24 protein-coding genes and 1 pseudogene are annotated in these 20,843 nt (G+C 51.9%); 8 read left to right on the top strand and 17 right to left on the bottom strand.

Annotation, left to right across the window (positions count from 1 at the left end; genetic code table 11):
* Positions 1–51 precede the first annotated feature (51 nt).
* The 3 genes from mltC to mutY are packed head-to-tail and all read right to left on the bottom strand — an operon-like array spanning position 52 to position 2,535.
* The gene (mltC, locus tag GF617_RS22465) at positions 52–1,131 is read right to left on the bottom strand and encodes a membrane-bound lytic murein transglycosylase MltC (protein ID WP_181623829.1); all 1,080 of its coding nucleotides are present in this window, start codon (positions 1,129–1,131) and stop codon (positions 52–54) included.
* Positions 1,132–1,183: 52 nt separating this feature from the next.
* Positions 1,184–1,456, bottom strand: a complete 273-nt coding sequence (locus tag GF617_RS22460) for an oxidative damage protection protein (RefSeq protein ID WP_181620720.1) — start codon at positions 1,454–1,456, stop codon at positions 1,184–1,186.
* 26 nt (positions 1,457–1,482) lie between these two features.
* Positions 1,483–2,535 carry an A/G-specific adenine glycosylase gene (gene mutY, locus GF617_RS22455; RefSeq protein WP_181620719.1) on the bottom strand — a complete coding sequence of 351 codons (1,053 nt, stop codon included), beginning with the start codon at positions 2,533–2,535 and terminating at the stop codon, positions 1,483–1,485.
* A gap of 145 nt (positions 2,536–2,680) precedes the next feature.
* On the opposite strand from mutY, the gene trmB reads away from it, so the two are divergent.
* The 3 genes from trmB to GF617_RS22440 are packed head-to-tail and all read left to right on the top strand — an operon-like array spanning position 2,681 to position 4,499.
* On the top strand, positions 2,681–3,400 hold the full coding sequence (trmB, locus tag GF617_RS22450) for a tRNA (guanosine(46)-N7)-methyltransferase TrmB (protein ID WP_203452477.1): 720 nt from the start codon (positions 2,681–2,683) through the stop codon (positions 3,398–3,400).
* Complete coding sequence (locus tag GF617_RS22445; RefSeq protein WP_181620717.1) at positions 3,400–3,726, top strand: YggL family protein; 327 nt, start codon at positions 3,400–3,402, stop codon at positions 3,724–3,726. The genes trmB and GF617_RS22445 overlap by 1 nt, the downstream gene beginning before the upstream one ends.
* Positions 3,727–3,779: 53 nt before the next feature.
* Positions 3,780–4,499, top strand: coding sequence for a DUF2884 domain-containing protein (locus GF617_RS22440; RefSeq protein ID WP_181620716.1), 720 nt, complete (start codon positions 3,780–3,782; stop codon positions 4,497–4,499).
* A gap of 72 nt (positions 4,500–4,571) precedes the next feature.
* Here the strand turns inward: GF617_RS22440 and GF617_RS22435 are convergent.
* From GF617_RS22435 to GF617_RS22410, 6 genes and pseudogenes are all read right to left on the bottom strand, one after another.
* Positions 4,572–4,792, bottom strand: a pseudogene (locus tag GF617_RS22435) (DUF559 domain-containing protein); the annotation flags it as partial.
* A 140-nt stretch (positions 4,793–4,932) separates the two neighbouring features.
* Positions 4,933–6,081 (bottom strand): radical SAM family heme chaperone HemW, encoded by a 1,149-nt coding sequence (gene hemW / locus GF617_RS22430; protein WP_203452476.1) that lies wholly within the window; start codon positions 6,079–6,081, stop codon positions 4,933–4,935.
* Positions 6,074–6,667, bottom strand: coding sequence for an XTP/dITP diphosphatase (locus GF617_RS22425; protein ID WP_181620714.1), 594 nt, complete (start codon positions 6,665–6,667; stop codon positions 6,074–6,076). The genes hemW and GF617_RS22425 overlap by 8 nt, the downstream gene beginning before the upstream one ends.
* A 3-nt stretch (positions 6,668–6,670) precedes the next feature.
* Positions 6,671–6,967, bottom strand: coding sequence for a DUF167 family protein YggU (gene yggU, locus GF617_RS22420; RefSeq protein ID WP_181620713.1), 297 nt, complete (start codon positions 6,965–6,967; stop codon positions 6,671–6,673).
* Complete coding sequence (locus tag GF617_RS22415) at positions 6,964–7,530, bottom strand: YggT family protein (protein ID WP_181620712.1); 567 nt, start codon at positions 7,528–7,530, stop codon at positions 6,964–6,966. Before GF617_RS22415 ends, yggU begins: the two co-directional genes overlap by 4 nt.
* Positions 7,531–7,548: 18 nt before the next feature.
* Positions 7,549–8,253 (bottom strand): YggS family pyridoxal phosphate-dependent enzyme, encoded by a 705-nt coding sequence (locus GF617_RS22410; RefSeq protein ID WP_181620711.1) that lies wholly within the window; start codon positions 8,251–8,253, stop codon positions 7,549–7,551.
* Between the two features lie 18 nt (positions 8,254–8,271).
* On the opposite strand from GF617_RS22410, the gene GF617_RS22405 reads away from it, so the two are divergent.
* Together GF617_RS22405 and GF617_RS22400 are read left to right on the top strand one after the other, a co-directional pair.
* Positions 8,272–9,255, top strand: coding sequence for a type IV pilus twitching motility protein PilT (locus tag GF617_RS22405; RefSeq protein WP_181620710.1), 984 nt, complete (start codon positions 8,272–8,274; stop codon positions 9,253–9,255).
* A gap of 87 nt (positions 9,256–9,342) precedes the next feature.
* Positions 9,343–10,092, top strand: coding sequence for an IclR family transcriptional regulator (locus tag GF617_RS22400; protein WP_181620709.1), 750 nt, complete (start codon positions 9,343–9,345; stop codon positions 10,090–10,092).
* On the opposite strand, the gene ruvX is transcribed toward GF617_RS22400, so the two are convergent.
* The 8 genes from ruvX to metK form a co-directional block, all read right to left on the bottom strand.
* Positions 10,058–10,474 carry a Holliday junction resolvase RuvX gene (gene ruvX, locus GF617_RS22395; RefSeq protein ID WP_181620708.1) on the bottom strand — a complete coding sequence of 139 codons (417 nt, stop codon included), beginning with the start codon at positions 10,472–10,474 and terminating at the stop codon, positions 10,058–10,060. The genes GF617_RS22400 and ruvX overlap by 35 nt on opposite strands.
* Entirely contained in the window at positions 10,474–11,034 is a 561-nt protein-coding gene (locus tag GF617_RS22390; protein WP_181620707.1) for a YqgE/AlgH family protein, read from the bottom strand. The genes ruvX and GF617_RS22390 overlap by 1 nt, the downstream gene beginning before the upstream one ends.
* Positions 11,035–11,121: 87 nt before the next feature.
* The gene (gene gshB, locus GF617_RS22385) at positions 11,122–12,069 is read right to left on the bottom strand and encodes a glutathione synthase (protein ID WP_181620706.1); all 948 of its coding nucleotides are present in this window, start codon (positions 12,067–12,069) and stop codon (positions 11,122–11,124) included.
* 31 nt (positions 12,070–12,100) lie between these two features.
* Positions 12,101–12,832 carry a 16S rRNA (uracil(1498)-N(3))-methyltransferase gene (rsmE, locus tag GF617_RS22380; RefSeq protein ID WP_181620705.1) on the bottom strand — a complete coding sequence of 244 codons (732 nt, stop codon included), beginning with the start codon at positions 12,830–12,832 and terminating at the stop codon, positions 12,101–12,103.
* 52 nt (positions 12,833–12,884) lie between these two features.
* Positions 12,885–13,592, bottom strand: a complete 708-nt coding sequence (endA, locus tag GF617_RS22375; RefSeq protein ID WP_181620704.1) for a deoxyribonuclease I — start codon at positions 13,590–13,592, stop codon at positions 12,885–12,887.
* A 94-nt stretch (positions 13,593–13,686) separates the two neighbouring features.
* Positions 13,687–14,184 (bottom strand): SprT family zinc-dependent metalloprotease, encoded by a 498-nt coding sequence (locus GF617_RS22370; protein WP_181620703.1) that lies wholly within the window; start codon positions 14,182–14,184, stop codon positions 13,687–13,689.
* Positions 14,185–14,244: 60 nt separating this feature from the next.
* Complete coding sequence (gene galP / locus GF617_RS22365; protein WP_203452475.1) at positions 14,245–15,642, bottom strand: galactose/proton symporter; 1,398 nt, start codon at positions 15,640–15,642, stop codon at positions 14,245–14,247.
* Between the two features lie 368 nt (positions 15,643–16,010).
* The gene (gene metK, locus GF617_RS22360; protein ID WP_181620701.1) at positions 16,011–17,165 is read right to left on the bottom strand and encodes a methionine adenosyltransferase; all 1,155 of its coding nucleotides are present in this window, start codon (positions 17,163–17,165) and stop codon (positions 16,011–16,013) included.
* A 666-nt stretch (positions 17,166–17,831) separates the two neighbouring features.
* Between metK and yqgB the strand changes: the two genes are divergently transcribed.
* From yqgB to GF617_RS22340, 3 genes are all read left to right on the top strand, one after another.
* Positions 17,832–17,963, top strand: a complete 132-nt coding sequence (yqgB, locus tag GF617_RS22350; protein WP_203452474.1) for an acid stress response protein YqgB — start codon at positions 17,832–17,834, stop codon at positions 17,961–17,963.
* Between the two features lie 8 nt (positions 17,964–17,971).
* Positions 17,972–19,948 carry a biosynthetic arginine decarboxylase gene (gene speA / locus GF617_RS22345; protein WP_181620698.1) on the top strand — a complete coding sequence of 659 codons (1,977 nt, stop codon included), beginning with the start codon at positions 17,972–17,974 and terminating at the stop codon, positions 19,946–19,948.
* A 97-nt stretch (positions 19,949–20,045) separates the two neighbouring features.
* Positions 20,046–20,789 carry a hypothetical protein gene (locus tag GF617_RS22340; protein ID WP_203452473.1) on the top strand — a complete coding sequence of 248 codons (744 nt, stop codon included), beginning with the start codon at positions 20,046–20,048 and terminating at the stop codon, positions 20,787–20,789.
* Positions 20,790–20,843: the final 54 nt, after the last annotated feature.

Genomic DNA, 20,843 nt, shown 5'->3' with positions numbered 1-20,843 from the left:
CCAGGAGAGGGGAAGCAGAACACTCTCTCCTTGTGGGAGAGAGTGAGTTGATCATCGGCGGCGGTAGTTTTTCTGCGCCGTATTCACCTTGTAAAGGTAACGGCGGGACTCCGCTGACGGATGACGGGAGGTCAGTGTTGAATATACATCCCCTGGCGCCATGCTGTTGATGATGTTAGCGGCCTGAACTTTGTCGCTGGAGAACACGCGCAGTACGCTGCCTGCCCCACCGTTATAGGCGGTGATGACGGCATAGCGACGTGATGTTGGGTTATCAATACCGCTCAGGTAAACGTTGTTCAGCATGGCCAAATAGGCTGTACCCGTATCGATGTTGCTGGCCGGGTCAAACAGGAAGTTACGGCTTGGCGTTCCTGATTTACCCTGAGCACGGAAAACATCTTTACCGGCGCTGTGCTGGACAACCTGCATCAATCCCAGTGCATCGGAACGGCTGACGGCATACGGGTTGAATGACGATTCAGTCTGCATGATGGCCAGGATCAGAGACTCATCCACACCATATTTACGCGAGGCTTGACGCACCATACCGACGTATTTATGCGCACGTTTGTCGAGGTGGTTTGGCACGAGGTTGATGGTGACGCTGTAGATAATACGCAGACCGTTGCTGCGGCTCTTGAGACGCGTTTGCAGCAGGTAGTCGGCAAATTTGTTGGCGCGGCCTTCCCAGCGGATGGCTTGCCCGGTCTGATCAACAACCTGCCCGTAGAGGAACGGCTCTTTAGATATGGTGATGTCATCAGCATCGGAATAGAGGTCTATAGAACCAGGGTCATCGCCCATCAGCAGGGTTTTCACGATCGCCTGACGTAAACGCGCCGCAGGCTCTGTACCTGCAATCGTCTCAACGGTGATCGTGCCATCATCAAAGTTAATGTGGCTACGTGTCTGGTAGGCATCGGTGTACTTAACGTAGTCCTTAGGTCCGGCAATAAGAACTTCGTTAAATCCCCAAATATTTTCGATGTTATGGGCGAATTGCCCCATCAAAATGTCAAAACCGTTGGTGTCCTTTACCCAGGCTTCGTTATAGCTATCGCCTTTATTTTTAGAGGAACAAGAAACAAGCAACGGCGCAACAAGGGCTAGCGCTAAAAATTTTTTCATCATTCCGGAAGTGCGTGTTGTGTTTATGTAAAAGGGCCGTACGGCCCTTCATTTATTTTGCGGGAGGCGTGTAGCCTTCAATGTGCACATCTTTACCTTCAAACAGGAAATTGACCATCTCCTGCTCCAGCAGTTTGCGATGCTCCGGGTTCATCATGCTGAGTTTTTTCTCGTTAATCAGCATCGTTTGTTTTTTCTGCCACTGTGCCCAGGCTTCTTTGGAGATCTCATTATAGATGCGCTTACCCAGGTCACCCGGATAGAGCTGGAAATCCTGGCCTTCAGCGTCACGCTGCAGGAAGGTGCAAAAAATGGTTCTGGCCATACTCATTCCTCTTTTTCTTACCGATGCTAAACCATTGCACCGGCACGTAATTGCTGTAACAGGCGCTCGACGGGAGCTGCCAGCCCGACAGACGGGGGTTGCGCTAAGTTATACCAGAGAGCCGCGCCTTCATCCATGCAGGAACCCACTGAGGACACGGTAAGCCACATAGGCACAATATCCAGATGGAAATGGCTGAAGGTGTGACGAAACGCCGTGAGCTGGGTCAGAGTATCGACGTTTATCTGTCGCTGCGCCAGCCATGCCCTGAGGTCGTCTTCATTTTCAAACTGTGGGAAACAGTACAATCCTCCCCACAGACCACTGGGGGGGCGCTGGGCGAGAAAGACGTCGTTACCATGCTGCATCAGCAGCATAAAGCCTGTGCGTTCGGGGAGCGTTTGTTTAGGTTTTTTACCCGGATAGTGTGCCCAGGACTGGTTAGCGTAAGCCACACAAAGGTTATTGACCGGGCAGAGTTCGCATTTGGGTTTTGAGCGCGTACAGACCATGGCGCCAAGATCCATCATCGCCTGATTAAAGCGCTCAACGCCTTTGGCTGGGGTCACATCTTCACTGATCTCCCACAGTCTTTTTTCCACCTCTTTTTTACCCGGCCAGCCGCCCACGGCGTAGCAGCGAGCCAGGACGCGCTTGACGTTACCGTCGAGGATCGGGAAATGTTTGCCCAGTGAAAGAGAGAGAATAGCTCCTGCGGTTGAGCGACCAACGCCGGGCAAATCCGCCACCTCGTCGAAGGTTTCGGGGAATTTTCCGTTGTGGCGGGTCACAACTTGCTGTGCGGCTTTGTGAAGATTACGGGCGCGGGCGTAGTAACCCAGGCCGGTCCACAGATGCAGCACTTCATCTAAAGGTGCATGGGCGAGATCGACCACCGTCGGGAAACGTGCCATAAAGCGCTCAAAGTAAGGGATCACCGTAGCGACTTGCGTTTGTTGCAACATCACTTCAGAGAGCCATACTTTATAAGGCGTTTTTTCAATTTGCCAGGGCAGGGTTTTACGCCCGTATTTATCGTACCAGTCCAGCACCTGGGCTGAAAATTGAGTGGCTTGCATGGTCTTTAGATTCGCATTATCAGGGACGCAGATTGCAGCACAGCGCCTTGCGACTGTAAACCGGATCTTTCCCATGCTTGCATAGACGCCTTAACTTTGGATAATGCCCGTTTCCCGAACATTCTCACAAGCAGACAACACTTTTATGAAAAACGACGTCATTTCACCGGAATTTGATGAAAACGGTCGCCCGCTGCGCCGAATTCGCAGCTTTGTCCGTCGTCAGGGCCGCCTGACAAAAGGGCAGCTACACGCGCTGGACAACTACTGGCCGGTGATGGGCGTTGAGTTCAGTGAACAGCCTGTTGATTTTTCCGCGCTGTTTGGCCGCGATGCGCCGATTACGCTGGAGATCGGTTTTGGTATGGGCATGTCGCTGGTGGCTATGGCGAAAGCCCGTCCTGAGCAAAACTTCCTCGGCATTGAAGTACATTCCCCTGGCGTTGGGGCGTGCCTCGCGACGGCACATGAAGAGGGCGTGGAAAACCTGCGCGTGATGTGTCATGACGCAGTGGAAGTTCTGCACAAAATGATTCCTGACAATTCTTTGAACATGGTTCAGCTCTTTTTCCCTGACCCATGGCACAAAGCACGTCATAATAAACGCCGTATCGTTCAGGCGCCTTTTGCTGAGTTAGTGAAAAGTAAGCTAAAACTGGGCGGTGTCTTCCACATGGCGACCGACTGGGAACCGTATGCGGAACATATGCTGGAAGTGATGTCGTCTCTGGATGGTTATAAAAACCAGTCAGAGAGCAACGACTATGTACCGCGCCCGGATTCACGTCCGGTAACGAAATTTGAACAGCGTGGCCATCGTCTTGGTCACGGTGTATGGGACTTAATGTTCGAGAGGGTGAAATAATGGCAAAGAACCGTAGCCGTCGTCTGCGTAAAAAAATGCACATCGAGGAGTTCCAGGAAGTTGGGTTCTCTATTGCATGGCGTTTCCCGGAAGGGACAAGCGTAGAGCAAATCGATCAGGATGTTGATGCCTTTATCGATGAAGTGATTGAGCCGAACAAACTGGCGTTTGACGGCAGTGGCTACCTGGCATGGGAAGGTCTGATTTGCCTGCAGGAAATCGGTAAATGCACTGAAGAACATCAGGCAACCGTGCGCAAGTGGCTTGAAAACCGCAAAGTCGAAGATGTTCGTGTCAGCGAACTTTTCGATATTTGGTGGGACTAAGTAAGCAATACCGGGCCAGCATTAGCTGGCCCATTTTGTCTGAGGGAGTTTTTATGATGCGCAAAACGTTGCTGGCTGCCGGGTTGATGGCAACCGTGTTCACCGCCCATGCGGAGTACAAATGTAGCGTCACGCCACGCGATGACGTGATGTTGAATCCGCAGCACGTACAGGTTAAAGGCGAAAACGGGGATCTGGTGATTACGCCAGATGGCAACGTCACGTTTAACGGCAAGGTGTACAACCTGAGTGCTGCACAGCGTGAGCAGGCAAAAGATTATCAGGCTGACCTGCGCTCCGCACTGCCGTGGATTGATCAAGGCGCATTGACCCGGGTTGAAAAAAGCCGTGTTGCGCTGGATAAAATCATCACCAAAGAGGTGGGAGAGAGCAGCAATATGCGCACTCGCCTGACCAAGCTGGACAAACAACTGAAAGAACAGATGAACCGGATTATTGAGCATCGCAGCGATGGCCTGACGTTCCACTACAAAGCGATTGATCAGGTTCGTGCCGATGGGCAAACCCTGGTGAATCAGGCTATGGGCGGTATCTTGCAGGACAGCATCAACGAAATGGGTGCAAAAGCGGTGCTGAAAGGTGGTGGTAACCCGCTACAGGGCGTATTAGGCAGCCTGGGTGGATTACAGACCTCTATCCAGAATGAATGGAAGAATCAGGAAGATGATTTCCAGCAGTTTGGCAAAGACGTGTGCAAACGCGTGGTATCGCTGGAAGACAGCCGTAAGGCGCTGGTGGGGACGCTTAAGTAAGATCTCTGCGCGCAGGCCCCCTGACCCTCTCTCATGGGGAGAGGGGCAGGGCATCAGGCTCTGCAATTTTTGCAAAATAACCAGCAAGACTTCTTCTTCGTTCGCCCTGAACTCGTTATTCCAGAACCGCATCACATCCCAGCCGTTTGCCTTTAAAAATGCAGTTCTTCGCAAATCATAATCTTCTTCATCTTGATGTTGTCCTCCATCCCGCTCAATAATCAGCTTCGCCTTAAAACAGGAAAATCCACGATGTAGGCGCCAACCGGCATCTGGCGGCGAAACTTGTACCCATAGAAGCGACGGCCTCAGAGTAAATACCAGAGGCGTAATTCTTCGGGCGTCATTTGTTTTCGGCGTTGTTTTGATATGTCCATTCCAACACTCTGCCAGCCTTTCCCTCAGCCAGCAGAACGGGATGCAAAATCCTGAATCAGCTTTCAGGATCTTCGGCGAGGAACAGCTCAAGAAGGGAGTTTAAGAACAGTTTTCCGTGCTCGGTGATCTGCCAGTATTCATTGCTTTCCGTGAGATACCCTTTTGCCAGCGCTTCGTCAATCTGTGGGCGAATCACTGACTCCGGCAAGCCGGTATAGCGTGTAAATTCTGCACGTGGCGCAGCTTCCAGTAGGCGGAAACGGTTCATAAAGAACTCAAAAGGTTTATCTTCCACTTCGACATCGTGACTGCGTTCCAGATAACGCCCTTCCATATATCCGCGTGGATGACGCGTCTTAGCGGTACGCAGAATGCGCCCATCCGGGAACGTCACTTTTCCGTGTGCGCCACAGCCAATTCCTAAATAATCGCCAAAGCGCCAGTAGTTCAGATTGTGCTGACACTGGTAGCCCGGTTTTGCATAGGCAGAGGTTTCGTACTGTTGATATCCGGCTTCCGTCAGCAACTGGTGACCTTGCTCGAAAATATCCCACAGGGCATCGTCATCAGGCAGGACGGGGGGGCGCGAACCAAACAGCGTGTTTGGCTCAATAGTTAGCTGATACCAGGAGAGATGCGGCGGGTTGAGCGCAATTGCCTGTCGCAGGTCGTCAAGGGCCTCATCCAGTGACTGGTCCGGCAGGCCGTGCATCAAATCAAGGTTAAAGCTGCGCAGGCCAAGTCCGGTTGCCAGATGAGCCGCGCGCTTAGCCTCTTCCGGGCCGTGAATACGACCCAGGCGTTTTAACTTCGGTTCACTAAAACTCTGCACGCCGATGGAAATGCGGTTCACCCCTGCGCGCTGGTAATCCACGAAACGCTCAGCTTCAACGGTTCCCGGATTCGCCTCCATCGTGATTTCTGCATCGTCTGCCAGGTTCAGGCGCGCACGCACGCCATCCAGCAGCGTTTGCATTGCCGGGCCTGAAAGCAGGCTCGGCGTACCACCACCAATAAAAATGGTCTTAACTTCGCGTCCCTGCGCGTAGGGCACGTCAGTGTCCAGATCGGTTAACAGATGCTGAACATAGTCATCGTGCGGTACTTCGCCTTTCAGCGCATGCGAGTTGAAATCGCAGTACGGGCATTTCTGCACGCACCAGGGAATGTGAATGTAAAGACTTAAAGGTGGCAAATTAGCCATTACGTAATGTTTCCAGTAACAGTTTTAAGGCGCGCCCACGGTGGGAGATGGCGCTTTTTTCTTCGCGGGTCAGTTCCGCAGCGGTTTTGCCCTCAGATGGGACAAAGAAAATAGGATCGTAACCAAAGCCGCCATTGCCTGCTGATTCGCGGGCAATCACGCCCGGCCAACTGCCGTGGCAGACGATGGGCGTGGGATCTTCAGCGTGACGCAGATAGACCAGTACGCAATGGAATTGCGCCTGACGCTTTTCGTCAGGTACGTCTTTCAGTGCAACAAGCAGTTTTTCCAGATTCTGCTGGTCCGTGGCATCCACGCCGGAATAACGCGCGGAGTAGATCCCCGGCGCACCGCCAAGAACGTCGACGGCCAGACCTGAGTCGTCGGCGATTGCGGGCAGGCCGGTCACTTGTGCGGCATGACGCGCTTTCAGGATGGCGTTTTCAATAAACGTCAGTCCGGTTTCTTCGGCGGAATCCACGCCTAATTCAGTCTGCGCAACCACATCCAGACCAAAATCATTTAACAGCGAGGCCAGCTCGCGCACTTTACCGGCATTACCGGTAGCGAGAACAACTTTCTGCATTGTTTATTCCTGTTCTTTCAGAGCCGCGACTTCTGTCGGGATGGATTGCGGGTTAAGGATTTTTACCTGTTTATGTCGCCCTAGTTCACCCTTTTCAATGATGACCTGACTTTTGGCAACACGAAACTGTTTGGCGAGGTATTTGGTCAGATGCGCATTCGCCTGGCCGTCAACCGGTGGCGCGGTGATGGCGACTTTTAACTCGTCGCCATGCAGTCCAACAATGCTATCACGGCTGGCTTTAGGCTGAATATACAGCCGTAAAACCAGCCCGTCAGCGCAGGAGCTTACTGCACTCATAATGCCATCCACAGCCCCGGCAACAGCATGTCACCCGTAGACTGTAACAGCTCGGCGATCCCCATGTTGATGACATACAGCAACAGCACCAGGATCATCGGTGAGAAGTCGATTCCGCCCATAGAAGGCAGCAAGTTGCGAATTGGGCGCAGCAACGGCTCGGCGAGTTGCATCAGCGCATATTCAACCGGGCTTCGTCCCTGGCTGACCCAGCTCATAATGGCCATTACCAGCAGTACCCAGAAGATCAGCAAGCCGACCGTTTTGACTAAAATCAGTACGGCGGCGATCCAGATAATCGGCTGGAAGGTGATGACCATAAACAGGGTAATGGCTTTGATCACGCTAAGAATGAACGCGACCAGTAATGAGGAACTATCAATCGGGCCCATTGCAGGAATAATGCGACGCAGCGGCCCCACAACAGGTTGCGTGATCTTCACGACAAACTGCGAGAAGGGATTATAAAAATCACAACGAGCCCACTGCATCCAGACGCGCAGCAAAAGTGCCATCGTATACAGTTCAATGACCGTTGAAAGCAGGAAAGTCAACGTCTTCATGGCGTTCCTCAGTTTTCCTTATTTTGGGGAGTAATCGCGCGCACCGAAAATCGCAGTGCCAATGCGCACCATAGTGCTGCCTGCCGCAATAGCGGCTTCCATATCATCCGACATGCCCAGTGAAAGCGTGTCTACCGTTGCATAGCGCGCTTTAAGCGCTTCAAATGCTACAGCCATTTGCTGTGCGACGGCAAACTGCCTGTCGTAATTCGGTTCTGGTGCAGGGATAGCCATTAACCCGCGCAGGGTAAGTCCTGGCAGTTTAGCGACCTCTTCCGCCAGGGCATTCAGCTCAGTGAGCGCAATACCGGACTTACTGTTTTCATCACTAATGTTAATTTGAATCAGAACGTTAAGTGGTTTTTTGTCCATCGGGCGTTGCTCGCTAAGACGCGTGGCAATACGCAGACGGTCGATGGTATGACACCAGTCGAAATGCTCAGCCACCAGACGACTTTTGTTCGACTGCAACGGGCCAATAAAGTGCCATTGCAGTTCCGCATTCCCCAATTCCTGGAAATAGCGAATCTTGTCCACACCTTCCTGCACGTAGTTTTCACCAAATGCGCGATGACCTGCATCGATCGCTTCTGCGATGGCGCTCGCAGGCTTGGTTTTACTGACTGCAAGCAACGTAACTTCTTCTGAAGCACGACCGCAACGTGTTGCAGCGGCTGAGATTTTGTCCCGGACCTGTGCCAGGTTATGCGCAATGTCGTTCATTATTCCGAGGAGTCATGTATGGATATGGAAGAAATTGTGGCGCTTAGTGTAAAGCATAACGTGTCGGATCTACACCTGTGCAGTGATTCCCCTCCGCGATGGAGGCGATTGGGCAAGCTGGAGCCTGCGCCATTCCCATCACCGAACGTTGACGCGCTATTGAAAACCTGGTTAACCGACGAGCAGCAGGGCATCTGGTGGGCGAATGGTCAGGTTGATTTTGCGGTTACGCTCGCCAGTCAACAGCGTTTGCGTGGCAGTGCTTTTGTGCATATTAACGGTGTCTCAATGACTTTGCGGCTCTTGCCTCTTGCCTGCCCGGTATTGTCAGCGCTTGGCGTACCACGTGCACTGCCCGAACTGTTATCCAGTGACAATGGCCTGATTCTGGTCACGGGGGCAACGGGGAGCGGTAAATCCACAACACTTGCCGCGATGGTGGACTACCTCAATAAACATGCCGATGGGCATATTCTGACACTGGAAGATCCCGTTGAGTTTATTTATCAGAGTGAGCGTTGCCTGATTCAGCAGCGGGAGATCGGCCAGCACAGCACATCGTTTGCAGAGGCGTTGCGCAGTGCGTTGCGAGAGGACCCGGATGTGATCTTACTCGGGGAACTGCGCGACAGCGAAACTATCCGTTTGGCACTCACGGCGGCGGAGACAGGGCATCTGGTGTTGGCAACGCTGCATACGCGTGGGGCGTCTCAGGCCATTGAGCGTCTGGTCGATACCTTCCCGGCGCAGGAAAAAGATCCAGTGCGCAGTCAGTTGGCGGGAAGTTTACGTGCGGTATTGGCGCAGAAGCTGGTTCGCGATGTTCAGGGAGGGCGTGTTGCGCTGTACGAATTGTTAGTGAACACCTCAGCGGCAGCAAACCTGATTCGTGAGGGTAAAACCTGGCAACTTCCCGGTGTTATTCAGATGGGGCAACAGGCGGGAATGCAAAATTTTGACCAAAGCCAGGCAGAACGCCGGGCGCAGGGACGCCTTCAGTAAAGGTAAGGTATCTCGCTGAGATGCCTTGTATCCTTTTTCTCCGGCGTTAGAATTGGCTTTCATTCTTCCAGGTAAACGAAACCCGCTATGTCATCACAACCGAATCAAAGCCTGATAGACGGTATTCGCTGCTTGCAGTATCTGGTGTCCAGTGGCCGTGCTATTGGCTGTCGTGAGCTGGCCCGCCTGATGGGAATAAATACCACCCGCGCGAATCGTTTGTTGATGACCATGGCGTCGATTGGTCTGACGATGCAGGATGAACAACGTCGCTATCTGCCTGGACCGGGTATTCACGCCCTCGCTGCGCAGGCTATTCGCGGATCTGAACTCTTTTCTCACGCCCTGCCGATGCTTGAGCGTCATGCTCCGCGCGATATCGTCGTCGCACTGGGCGTGCTGTGGGAAGATCAGATTATCTACATCTGGCACTCAGTGCCTGGCAGTCAAACGACGCAGGCGCTGGCTGGCTACCGAATGTTACCGGCCTGGCAGTCAGTCATTGGTATGTCGTTATTGGCAGCTGAAAGCGATGAACAATTGAAGCCTCGCTTTACGAGCGAACAATGGCTGAACCTTGCGCCCCATATCGAGCAACAACGTAAAACAGGCCACGTTATCTGGCATCATGATGATGGCGAAGTCTCAATGGCGCAGCCCGTCGGCGCACATCATGCCGCGCTCGCCTTTGCCGGAATGTGGGAGGTTGATGACGCGATCGTAAAGGATCGCCTTCAGGAATTGATGACGCTTAACGGTAAACTGCTGGAAATGCCCGAACTCGCGGGCAAATCAGTAGAGGCTAGTAACCCTGATCGAAGTAGCTTTCAAGAATAATCACCGCTGAGGCGGAGTCGATGCTGCCTTTGTTAAGCGCTCTGAAACCACCATGCTCAAACAGGCCAGCACGCGCTTCAACGGTACTCAGTCGTTCATCGTGCAGTTTCACCGAAACACCAAAACGGCCATGGATTTTATTGGCGAATTTTCGCGCGCGGGCGGTAAGCGGTTGCTCAGTGCCATCCATATTAAGCGGGAGTCCGACAATCACGTCATCCGGTTGCCATTCCTTGAGCAGACGCTCGATCAACGTCCAGTCTGGCGTGCCATCGTTCGCTTTCAAGGCTGTAAGTGGACGTGCCGTTCCGGTGATGCGCTGACCGATCGCCACGCCAATACTTTTCGTTCCAAAATCAAAGGCGAGAAGTGTTCCGCTCATTATGCATGTCCCGCAACGCCAGGCATTGTCTGGATATCAATGCCAATGAGTTTTGCTGCATCCCGCCAGCGATCGGCGATCGGCGTTTTAAACAGAATATTCAGGTCAGCAGGTGCGGTAAGCCAGGCGTTGTCGAGGATCTCTTGTTCCAACTGGCCTTTTTCCCAGGAGGAGTAACCCAGGGCAACCAACACTTCAGAAGGCTGCTTCGCAGTACCCAGCGTTTCGAGCACATCGCGAGATGTGGTGATCACCGTGTTATCTGAAATTCGAATACTGGAAGAAAATCCTGGCGGCGTATGCAGTATAAAACCGCGATCTTCTGCAAGAGGCCCACCTAACATCACCGGCTTATCAAGACGGACTTCCGGGATACGTTCTTCCGTAGTGATTTTGAGTTTGTCCAGAATTCCATCAATCTGCAGGTTTTCCAGCGGCTTATTAATGATAATCCCCATAGCACCGTCTTCACTGTATTCGCAAATATAGACAACGGAGCGGCGGAAAATGGGATCCTGGAGAGCAGGCATGGCAATAAGAAAGTGATGCTGTAAATTCATTGTCAGAGGTTCTGTTTCCTGGTTTAAAAAGCGACAGCGTCCAGTATGCGTACAAACTCTGACGCTGTCACTAATAGTATTGGTAGGTTATTTCTGTAAACGTTTTTCGATGGCGTCCATCAGCATACCGGTGATCGAGATCGGGAATTCGGCTTCGATTTCGCGAATACAGGTTGGGCTGGTGACGTTCACTTCGGTCAGACGATCACCAATAATGTCCAGTCCGACAAAGATCAGACCTTTGGCTTTGAGCGTTGGTCCGACGCGGCGGGCGATCTCCCAGTCGCTTTCGGTCAACGGACGGGGTTCGCCACGGCCACCGGCTGCCAGGTTACCACGGGTTTCACCACCCTGAGGAATACGTGCCAGGCAATAAGGGACTGGCTCACCATCCACCACCAGAACACGTTTATCACCCTCTACGATGGCCGGCAGATAGTTCTGCGCCATACAGTAACGGGTTCCCAACTCGGTCAGCGTTTCGGCGATCACGCCGATGTTTGGGTCGCTCTCTTTCACGCGGAAAATAGACGCGCCACCCATGCCGTCCAGCGGTTTCATGATGATATCGCCGTGCTTCTGCCAGAATTCTTTCAACTGTGCTTTGCTGCGGGTCACTAGCGTTTCTGGCGTCAGGTCGGAGAACCAGGCGGTGTAGAGTTTCTCGTTACAATCGCGCAGGCTCTGCGGCTTGTTGACAATAAGTGTGCCTTTTTCTTCTGCACGCTCAAGAATATAGGTGCAGTAGATAAATTCGGTATCGAACGGCGGATCTTTACGCATCAGGATCACATCGAGATCGGCCAGTTGGATATCTTGCTCTGTGCCGAATTCGTACCATTTGTCGTAGTTTTGCTCGACGTTAACGATGCGGGTGCGTGCCCGGGCTTCACCGTTGATCAGATAAAGATCGTTCATCTCCATATAGTGGAGTTCATAACCACGACGCTGCGCTTCCAGCAGCATAGCGAAGCTGGAATCTTTCTTGATGTTAATGTTTGCGATGGGGTCCATCACGATGCCGAGCTTGATCATGTTCTTCTCCGTTAATGGGTCAGGCTTTGCTTCAACCCAGATCGCCAAACCGTACCTGTAGCGCGGTTATGGCCGTGAGTGCCGTGGTCTCAGTGCGCAGAACGCGAGGTCCCAACAGAATATCAGTAAACGCATAACGTGCCGTCATGGCAATTTCGTCAGCTGACAGGCCGCCTTCCGGGCCAATAAGCAAACGCACGCGCTCTACGGGCAGCGGCAGCGTATTGATGCTGGCGCTGGCGCGCGGGTGAAGATTGAGCTTAAGCCCACTCTCCTCTTCAGCGCACCAGTCTTCCAGAGCCATTGCCGGACGGATCTCTGGAATACGGTTACGGCCACTCTGTTCACAAGCGGCAATGGCGATTTTTTGCCACTGCTGGATCTTTTTATTCAGACGTTCAGCATCCAGTTTAACCCCACAACGCTCAGAAAAAAGTGGCGTAATGAGGCTTACACCGAGCTCAATGGATTTCTGAATGGTGAATTCCATCTTTTCGCCGCGCGACATCACCTGGCCCAAATGAATGTGCAGGGGGGATTCACGATCGTCCACTTCGCCATGCAGCACCTTAACGTGCACGCTTTTTTTATCGGCCCGCGTAATTTCAGCGTTGAAAACCTGATTAGAGCCGTCAAACAGCTGAATCGCCTGGCCTGCGCCCATACGCAGAACGCGGCCAACGTGGTTAGCCGCTTCGTCAGACAGGGCGATTTCGCGGCCGACATTAATCAGTTCAGGGTGGTAGATGCGAGGAGTGCGCATAGTCAGAAATTCCATGTGTCATGCGGTGTATGCCAATTGCCGCTAGTGTAGGTTAGCTCTTTTGTGCCTGGCAAGCCCGCTGGACGTAAGGGTTATGATTTCCCTGTACTTTGGCGATGCGATCGTCGCGCTGACATTCCCATTCCGTCACCGGGTATTGTTTGTCCCAGGCGTTAAAGAGCTGTGTCTGCTGGCGAGAGAGGGTAAGGTTGTAACGGTCGCGCATGTAGAAGTAAGTGCGGGCAATACTGCCACGTGCGCGAGCAGGTGGTTCGGCGACTTTCTCTTTAAAGTCGATCTTCATGGCACACTGTCCGTACTGGCCTTCGCCACCGTTCCACTGGCTGTACATGAAGTTGCCGCGATCACCATTAACCTCGCCCACGGCGGGTTGCAGATTGTGCATGTCGCTTTCTATCTGACGATAAACGGGATCTTTGGCGCAGTTTTTACGTCCGCCATCCTGCCAGCACTGGCGCTGGTGGCCGAACTGCCATGCCGGAACCACATGTTCCCACTCAATACGGCTGGCGCGGTTCTCGTTTTTACGCACTTTATAGCCGCAGGACGTGAGGTCTACGACCCCTTTTTTACCTTGCCAGTTGATCTTGCAACCACAATAGAAATCGCCCGGTACGTCGGCATTGACCTTAACGCCCGCAGTTTTGGCCTGAGAGAAACTGTTGATACCATCAGCCAGAGCATGGCCTGAGAGCGCCGTCGTCAGAAAGGCGACCGCGAGAGAGAAATTACGGGACATCTTAAACTCCGTGTCAAAACGAGCCCGCAACGTAACGAATGTTGTTCTTGTATGCAATCAGTCAGATCAGGAAAGTTCCTGATTGTTCTTATAATTATTCTGCGACCAGTGGTTCACCGCATTTTACACAACGGTAAGTGGCTTCACCGCGTACCACGCGGTTATGACGGCGAACGGTCAACTGATGTTGCTGACACTGGCAGCGGTAGGGAAAGGTATTAGCGCGCACAGATTCCAGTTCGAACTGGTGCGTGCGGCGTGCCGGAACGCCAAGCACGGCTTCCATCATCCACTTCCACTCTTTTCCGTGTGGTGCGACACGACCAAAATGTTTCCACACCAGTAGGTGCGCCAGTTCATGTGGAACAACTTCATCAATGAACGCCTGCTGGTTTTCCAGCATCAGAACAGGGTTAAGGCGGATTTCGTACGATTCCAGCCAGGCGGTTCCTGCTGACGTTCCACGCTGTGACCATGCAAGTTTAGGTTCAGGGTAGTTTCTCCCGAGCTTTAGGTTGGCCTGGGCGAGTTTCTCTCGCAGGCTGCGCATAACGGCTTGCTGGATGGCGATGGGAAGGCGGGGTGTTTTCATAGAGGCAGAGGATAAAACGCGAAGCGGAGAGGTGCAAGAGGCAGCCTCTCCGCCGGAAGGTTAGTCGTGTGCGCCGATTTCGCGAAGCGGACGACCTTTCATCAGGTTACGTTCAATGTGTTCCAGTGAAACGTGTTTGGTTTCAGGAACCAGCCAGATAGTCAGAACAATGAAGAACAGATTCAGACCAGCATAGACCCAGAAGGTGTTTGCATTGCCCAGGCTATTAAGCATGGTCAGGAACGTTGCGCCGACAATCATGTTGGCAATCCAGTTGGTTGCGGTTGAGCAGGTGATGCCGAAATCGCGCCCTTTCAGTGGCTGGATTTCGGAGCACAATACCCAGATCAGCGGACCTGCGCTCATTGCAAAACCAATGATAAACATCAACAGCATCGCGACGGCAAAGTACTGGGCGGATGGCGAGTGAATGCCTACATGCATCATTGTTCCCAGGACCCCCATCCCGACGGCCATCACCATGAAACCGAGGGTCAGCGTAGGTTTACGTCCCCAGCGATCAACCAGACCGATTGCAATAAAGGTCGCCAGTACGTTGGTCAAACCAACAATAACCGTCCCCCACATTTGTTCAGTGGTGTTGGTATAACCCGCCAGTTCAAAGATTTTTGGCGCGTAATACATAATGACGTTCATCCCGGTGAACTGTTGCATCACCTGTAGCAGGACACCCAGGAATACTGCGCGACGGAAGTTGCTGTTCTCTTTAAACAACGCCCAGCCTGATTGCTTAACCTTGAGGCTTTCGCGGATCTCTTCCAGCTCATTTTTCGCTTCAGCGCTGGTATCACGTAGACGCAGCAGAACACGTTCGGCATCGACAAAGCGACGTTTCGCCGCGAACCAGCGAGGGCTGTCCGGGAGGAAGAAAACGCCAACCAGCAGCAGGATCGCCGGGATGATAATCACACCCAGCATCCAGCGCCATGCTCCGCTATAGCTGAAGGCGGTGTCAGAAAGGTAAGCCCCCAAAATACCGATGGTGATCATCAACTGGTACATCGAAATCATGCTGCCACGGATTTTCTCTGGTGCGATTTCGGATAAATACAGTGGGGCAGTGTAAGAGGCCACACCGACAGCCAGGCCAAGCAGCACGCGGGAAACCAGCAGTACTTCAACATTGGGGGCGGCAGCAGAAAACAGAGAACCGGCGACGAACAAAATCGCACCAATCATCAAACTCTTTTTGCGGCCCAGTTTGAAGGAGAGCCAGCCGCTGCCTACTGCACCAACAGCAGCACCGAACATCATGGAGCTTACGACCCACTCCTGGGTGTGCGCGCTAATCTGGAATTCGTCGGTGATAAAGGGTAATGCGCCGGCAATCACGCCGATATCCAGGCCAAAAAGTAATCCTGCCAGGGCTGCGAGGAAGCAGACAAAAAATGTCATCGCTTTGTTGGACGTACGCCCCTGTTTTTTATTGTCAGGCATTATGCCCTCCAGTTGGGTTATCAGGTTTATCGATGTAAAGGGTAGGTTAGTGAGGTGTAAAAATATGTGACATTCATCACGTTAGTGTAATCGCTTACATGGCTAATGAAGCATAAATTAAATTAACAATTTGAAAAATAAAGGATAAATAAAGTGATGTGCATCCTGTTTGCATGACTTTCAGACTTAACTGAAATAAAATGTAACAACAGGGAAAGTGAGATCAACTAAAGAGATTAATCCGAAAGAAAGGTAATTTAGATGAGATGTAAGCGGTTTCATTATGATGCAGGAGTCATACTACCAACCGATTAAAAAGCAAAAAGGCCAGCACGAGGCTGGCCTTTTAAAACGTAGATGTCAGTCGATTATTTCAGACCGGCCGCTTCGCGCAGCAGAGCGGCTTTGTCGGTTTTTTCCCATGGGAAATGTTCGCGACCAAAGTGACCATATGCTGCGGTTTCTTTGTAGATTGGGTGCAGCAGATCCAACATCTGAATCAGACCGTATGGACGCAGGTCGAAGAACTCGCGCACCAGCAGAGTCAGTTGCTCAGAAGGCACTTTTTCAGTACCGAAGGTTTCCACCATGATGGATGTTGGTTCTGCCACGCCGATAGCGTAGGAAACCTGAATCTCACAGCGGTCAGCCAGGCCTGCAGCAACGATGTTTTTGGCAACATAACGTGCAGCGTAGGCAGCGGAACGGTCAACCTTAGACGGGTCTTTACCGGAGAATGCACCGCCACCGTGGCGAGCCATGCCGCCGTAGGTATCAACGATGATTTTACGACCGGTCAGGCCACAGTCACCCATTGGGCCGCCGATAACAAAGCGTCCGGTTGGGTTAATGAAGTATTTGGTAGAGGCGTTCAGCCATTCCGTCGGCAGAACCGGTTTGATGATCTCTTCCATCACTGCTTCTTGCAGGGATTTCTGATCAATATCTTCGGCGTGCTGAGTTGACAGAACGACGGCATCGATACCCACGATTTTGCCATCGTCATACTGGAAGGTGACCTGGCTTTTCGCATCAGGACGCAGCCATGGCAGCGTACCATTTTTACGAACTTCAGCCTGACGCTGCACCAGACGGTGTGCGTAGGTCACCGGCGCAGGCATCAGCACGTCGGTTTCGTTGGTCGCATAGCCAAACATCAGGCCCTGGTCGCCAGCACCCTGTTCCAGCGGATCAGCACGGTCAACACCCTGGTTGATGTCCGGAGACTGTTTACCAATAGCGCTCAGGACGGCACAAGAGTTGGCATCAAAGCCCATATCAGAATGCACGTAACCAATTTCACGCACGGTGTTACGGGTGATCTCTTCAATATCAACCCATGCGCTGGTGGTGATCTCACCGCCAACCAGAACCATGCCGGTTTTGACATAGGTTTCGCACGCCACGCGCGCTTTCGGATCCTGAGTCAGGATCGCATCGAGCACTGCATCGGAGATTTGGTCAGCGATTTTATCAGGATGCCCTTCTGATACGGACTCGGACGTAAACAGGTGTTTTGCCATGTTTTATTTCACCTAAGAAGAATTTATTTAGCTCAAACTGCCGTGTTGGATAGCAATGGTAGATAATTATACCAAGGCAAGCAGGTTAATAACACTGGCAGTCTGAGTGTTAATCAGTATGGATGGATTAACATCTGGACGGCTATTTTAGGTCACTTCTTCGCCCGATTTCCAGTTTTTTTTGACTAAGCTCTCACTGTGTTGAAATCACAGCTGGAAATTTTTCCTGACGGTGCTGGCAACACGCACATTAATCTTTTGCATTTTGTCTGTCTTCTCGGTATAAAACGCGGCGCGCGGCTCACTACCAAAAAAGCGCTCGATGATCTCATCGTGTCGCCACTTCCAGCCGGGTTAAGCAGTGAACTTTTAGCTTTGGCTTGTGGTCCGTTTCAGCAGAAGCGGCCGTGGAGGTGATACGAGATAATGAACCATCGTTTTTCGCTAATTCAGCGCAGCCGTTCTGGCGCGCCTTTGATTCCCGCAACCCGCAAATCTAGTCTGCAAACCTGCCGATGTTATACCCATTTCGGTGCTTCTCAGGATTCCAGAGCCGGTCATCCGCTTGGTGAAAACTGAACAAGGGCGCTCTTGTTAATTCAGGAGTTATCTCGTGGTTTCGCCGAACCTTGTCATACAGAGTTCGGATACGTGTTTTACAATGATATGAATAAGAAACCGGTCGCACGGTCTGTATTCCAGCATTCTCTGCTGGAAAATGGGGTCGTTTATGGGTTGTTATCGCGGTGTAACGCTGCGATAGTAGTCAACTGTTTTACACTTAATACAAAGAGTTGAGGTTCGCTATGTCTGACGACATGTCTTCGGTTTCGCCTTCGTCAGCGGGCGAACAGGGTGTACTACGTTCCATGCAGGAGGTTGCGATGAGCTCCCAGGAAGCCAGCAAGATGCTACGCACTTATAATATTGCCTGGTGGGGCAATAACTACTACGACGTCAATGAACTGGGCCACATCAGCGTTTGCCCTGATCCTGACGTACCCGAAGCTCGCGTCGATCTTGCCAAACTGGTGAAAGCGCGTGAAGCACAGGGCCAACGCCTGCCCGCATTGTTCTGCTTCCCGCAGATCCTGCAACACCGCTTGCGCTCCATTAATGCAGCGTTTAAGCGTGCACGTGAATCCTACGGCTACAACGGCGATTACTTCCTGGTTTATCCGATTAAGGTTAACCAGCATCGTCGTGTGATTGAGTCGCTGATTCATTCAGGTGAGCCTTTAGGTCTGGAGGCCGGTTCAAAAGCTGAGCTGATGGCGGTTCTGGCTCATGCCGGAATGACCCGTTCGGTGATTGTCTGCAATGGCTATAAAGACCGCGAGTACATTCGCCTGGCGCTGATTGGCGAGAAGATGGGCCACAAGGTCTATCTGGTCATCGAAAAAATGACTGAGATTGCCATCGTGCTGGAAGAGGCTGAGCGTCTGAATGTGATCCCGCGCCTAGGTGTGCGAGCGCGTCTGGCGTCGCAGGGTTCCGGTAAGTGGCAATCCTCTGGCGGTGAAAAATCTAAATTTGGTCTGGCGGCGGCACAGGTTCTGCAGTTGGTTGAAATCCTGCGTGAGCGCGGCCGTCTGGATAGCATTCAGTTGTTACACTTCCATCTGGGCTCTCAGATGGCGAATATCCGCGATATCGCGACCGGTGTACGTGAATCAGCCCGTTTCTACGTTGAACTGCACAAACTGGGTGTAAACATTCAGTGCTTCGATGTGGGCGGTGGCCTGGGCGTAGACTATGAAGGCACACGTTCGCAGTCGGATTGCTCCGTGAACTACGGCCTGAACGAATATGCGAACAACATTATCTGGGCGATTGGCGATGCGTGTGAAGAGCACGGCTTGCCACACCCAACGGTGATTACCGAGTCTGGCCGCGCGGTGACCGCGCATCATACCGTACTGGTTTCCAACATTATCGGCGTAGAGCGTAGCGAAATTTCCGAAGCTACGCCGCCGCAGGATGATGCGCCTCGGTCCTTGCAAAATATGTGGGAAACCTGGCAGGAGATGCACGAGCCGGGCAACCGTCGTTCACTGCGTGAATGGCTGCATGACAGCCAGATGGATCTGCACGATATTCATGTCGGCTATTCATCCGGCACATTCAGCCTGCAGGAACGTGCGTGGGCAGAGCAACTGTATCTGAACATGTGCCACGAGGTGCAGAAGCAGCTTGACCCAAGCAATCGCGCTCACCGTCCGATTATCGACGAATTGCAAGAACGTATGGCGGATAAAATCTACGTCAACTTCTCGTTGTTCCAGTCAATGCCGGATGCGTGGGGGATTGATCAACTGTTCCCGGTATTGCCGCTGGAAGGGTTGAATCATGCGCCTGAGCGTCGTGCAGTGTTACTGGATATCACCTGCGATTCTGATGGCGCTATCGATCATTACGTTGACGGTGATGGGATTGCGACGACGATGCCAATGCCGGAGTACGACCCGGAGAACCCGCCAATGCTGGGCTTCTTTATGGTTGGTGCGTATCAGGAAATCCTCGGTAACATGCACAATCTGTTCGGTGATACCGAAGCTGTTGATGTGTTTGTCTTCCCTGACGGCAGCGTGGAAGTGGAGCTGTCCGACGAAGGGGACACCGTGGCGGACATGCTGGAATATGTGCAGTTGGATCCGAAAACCCTGCTGACGCAGTTCCGCGATCAGGTGAAAAACACTGGTCTGGACGATGCATTACAGCAGCAGTTCCTGGAAGAGTTTGAAGCGGGTCTGTACGGGTACACCTACCTGGAAGATGAATAACCAGTACTGAAAGGTTGGAAGTCATTGTGGCTTCCAGCCTTTTATTTCAATGTGTTATATAGTTTTCGGCGTCTTCATAGTGAATCGAGGATTCTCTATGATCATGTATTTTTCATGTAATAATCGTGGCTATTACGTTTGGCAGAAATCCCACCAAAGTAAGCTGATACGCTTCGATCTTCGAACCAAAGACTTCCATACTGCCTCTATACGCTCAAAAGTACTGCTCAGTACTTACTACCGACTGAAACGCGAAAGTTTAAAAATCCAGGACATCAGGGAGTATTTGATCGCTGAGCGAGATCGCTACATAGAACATGAAGTTCATGTACAAGCTGCACATCTCATTCCTTGGGGACGTAGTGATACGGGGTCTATATCTCCACAACCTTCAGTTCTCAGGCAACAAGGCCATAAGATCAGTGCAGTTGCTGAGGAGTGGTATGAGGATATGTCTGGTGATTGGCGTCCATTGACGTTTAAAGGTAATAAAGCTGCTGCTGATTTCTTCATCAGTTGGTACGGTGATAAGGACATTGAGTCTGTAAACAAATTGACGGTGACAAAGTTCAAAAAGGCTCTGGCAACAAAATACCCGTCTGAGATGTCCCGACAATCCATGTTTAAGAAAGTCACTGCATTGTTCAATTTTGCGACAGATAAACGAGATTATTTACCCAAAAATCCATTTGGGGGAATGGGGTATAGGAAGCCCAAAAACCTGCGTACGAAGTACCCTGTGCCCTTAAAATTACATCAGGAAGCATTAATGAAGATTGAGCATGAATCTTCTTTGTGGTGGCTACTTCAGATACTGTATGAATCGCCACAGATAATCTAGACACTTCCGAGCCGCTGATAATATTGTTTTTCGTATTCAGTTGGTGGCATATGA

It is taken from the genome of Lelliottia sp. RWM.1 (genome assembly GCF_016859735.1).
Classification (GTDB): domain Bacteria; phylum Pseudomonadota; class Gammaproteobacteria; order Enterobacterales; family Enterobacteriaceae; genus Enterobacter.
Note: the sequence above shows the minus strand (reverse complement) of the source record. Positions and strands in the feature narration are given on the sequence as shown.

Excerpts from the sequence above, each read along its gene's own strand:
- GF617_RS22440 (WP_181620716.1), top strand. The coding sequence starts at position 3,780 with ATGATGCGCAAAACGTTGCTGGCTGCCGGGTTGATGGCAACCGTGTTC.
- GF617_RS22340 (WP_203452473.1), top strand. The coding sequence starts at position 20,046 with ATGATCATGTATTTTTCATGTAATAATCGTGGCTATTACGTTTGGCAG.
- endA (WP_181620704.1), bottom strand. The coding sequence starts at position 13,592 with ATGTCCCGTAATTTCTCTCTCGCGGTCGCCTTTCTGACGACGGCGCTC.
- metK (WP_181620701.1), bottom strand. The coding sequence starts at position 17,165 with ATGGCAAAACACCTGTTTACGTCCGAGTCCGTATCAGAAGGGCATCCT.
- gshB (WP_181620706.1), bottom strand. The coding sequence starts at position 12,069 with ATGATCAAGCTCGGCATCGTGATGGACCCCATCGCAAACATTAACATC.
- yqgB (WP_203452474.1), top strand. The coding sequence starts at position 17,832 with ATGAATAAGAAACCGGTCGCACGGTCTGTATTCCAGCATTCTCTGCTG.
- rsmE (WP_181620705.1), bottom strand. The coding sequence starts at position 12,832 with ATGCGCACTCCTCGCATCTACCACCCTGAACTGATTAATGTCGGCCGC.
- GF617_RS22405 (WP_181620710.1), top strand. The coding sequence starts at position 8,272 with ATGGATATGGAAGAAATTGTGGCGCTTAGTGTAAAGCATAACGTGTCG.
- GF617_RS22460 (WP_181620720.1), bottom strand. The coding sequence starts at position 1,456 with ATGGCCAGAACCATTTTTTGCACCTTCCTGCAGCGTGACGCTGAAGGC.
- speA (WP_181620698.1), top strand. The coding sequence starts at position 17,972 with ATGTCTGACGACATGTCTTCGGTTTCGCCTTCGTCAGCGGGCGAACAG.
- hemW (WP_203452476.1), bottom strand. The coding sequence starts at position 6,081 with ATGGCTAATTTGCCACCTTTAAGTCTTTACATTCACATTCCCTGGTGC.
- GF617_RS22425 (WP_181620714.1), bottom strand. The coding sequence starts at position 6,667 with ATGCAGAAAGTTGTTCTCGCTACCGGTAATGCCGGTAAAGTGCGCGAG.
- GF617_RS22400 (WP_181620709.1), top strand. The coding sequence starts at position 9,343 with ATGTCATCACAACCGAATCAAAGCCTGATAGACGGTATTCGCTGCTTG.
- ruvX (WP_181620708.1), bottom strand. The coding sequence starts at position 10,474 with ATGAGCGGAACACTTCTCGCCTTTGATTTTGGAACGAAAAGTATTGGC.
- GF617_RS22415 (WP_181620712.1), bottom strand. The coding sequence starts at position 7,530 with ATGAAGACGTTGACTTTCCTGCTTTCAACGGTCATTGAACTGTATACG.
- yggU (WP_181620713.1), bottom strand. The coding sequence starts at position 6,967 with ATGAGTGCAGTAAGCTCCTGCGCTGACGGGCTGGTTTTACGGCTGTAT.
- GF617_RS22445 (WP_181620717.1), top strand. The coding sequence starts at position 3,400 with ATGGCAAAGAACCGTAGCCGTCGTCTGCGTAAAAAAATGCACATCGAG.
- mltC (WP_181623829.1), bottom strand. The coding sequence starts at position 1,131 with ATGAAAAAATTTTTAGCGCTAGCCCTTGTTGCGCCGTTGCTTGTTTCT.
- galP (WP_203452475.1), bottom strand. The coding sequence starts at position 15,642 with ATGCCTGACAATAAAAAACAGGGGCGTACGTCCAACAAAGCGATGACA.
- trmB (WP_203452477.1), top strand. The coding sequence starts at position 2,681 with ATGAAAAACGACGTCATTTCACCGGAATTTGATGAAAACGGTCGCCCG.
- GF617_RS22410 (WP_181620711.1), bottom strand. The coding sequence starts at position 8,253 with ATGAACGACATTGCGCATAACCTGGCACAGGTCCGGGACAAAATCTCA.
- GF617_RS22390 (WP_181620707.1), bottom strand. The coding sequence starts at position 11,034 with ATGAATTTACAGCATCACTTTCTTATTGCCATGCCTGCTCTCCAGGAT.
- GF617_RS22370 (WP_181620703.1), bottom strand. The coding sequence starts at position 14,184 with ATGAAAACACCCCGCCTTCCCATCGCCATCCAGCAAGCCGTTATGCGC.
- mutY (WP_181620719.1), bottom strand. The coding sequence starts at position 2,535 with ATGCAAGCCACTCAATTTTCAGCCCAGGTGCTGGACTGGTACGATAAA.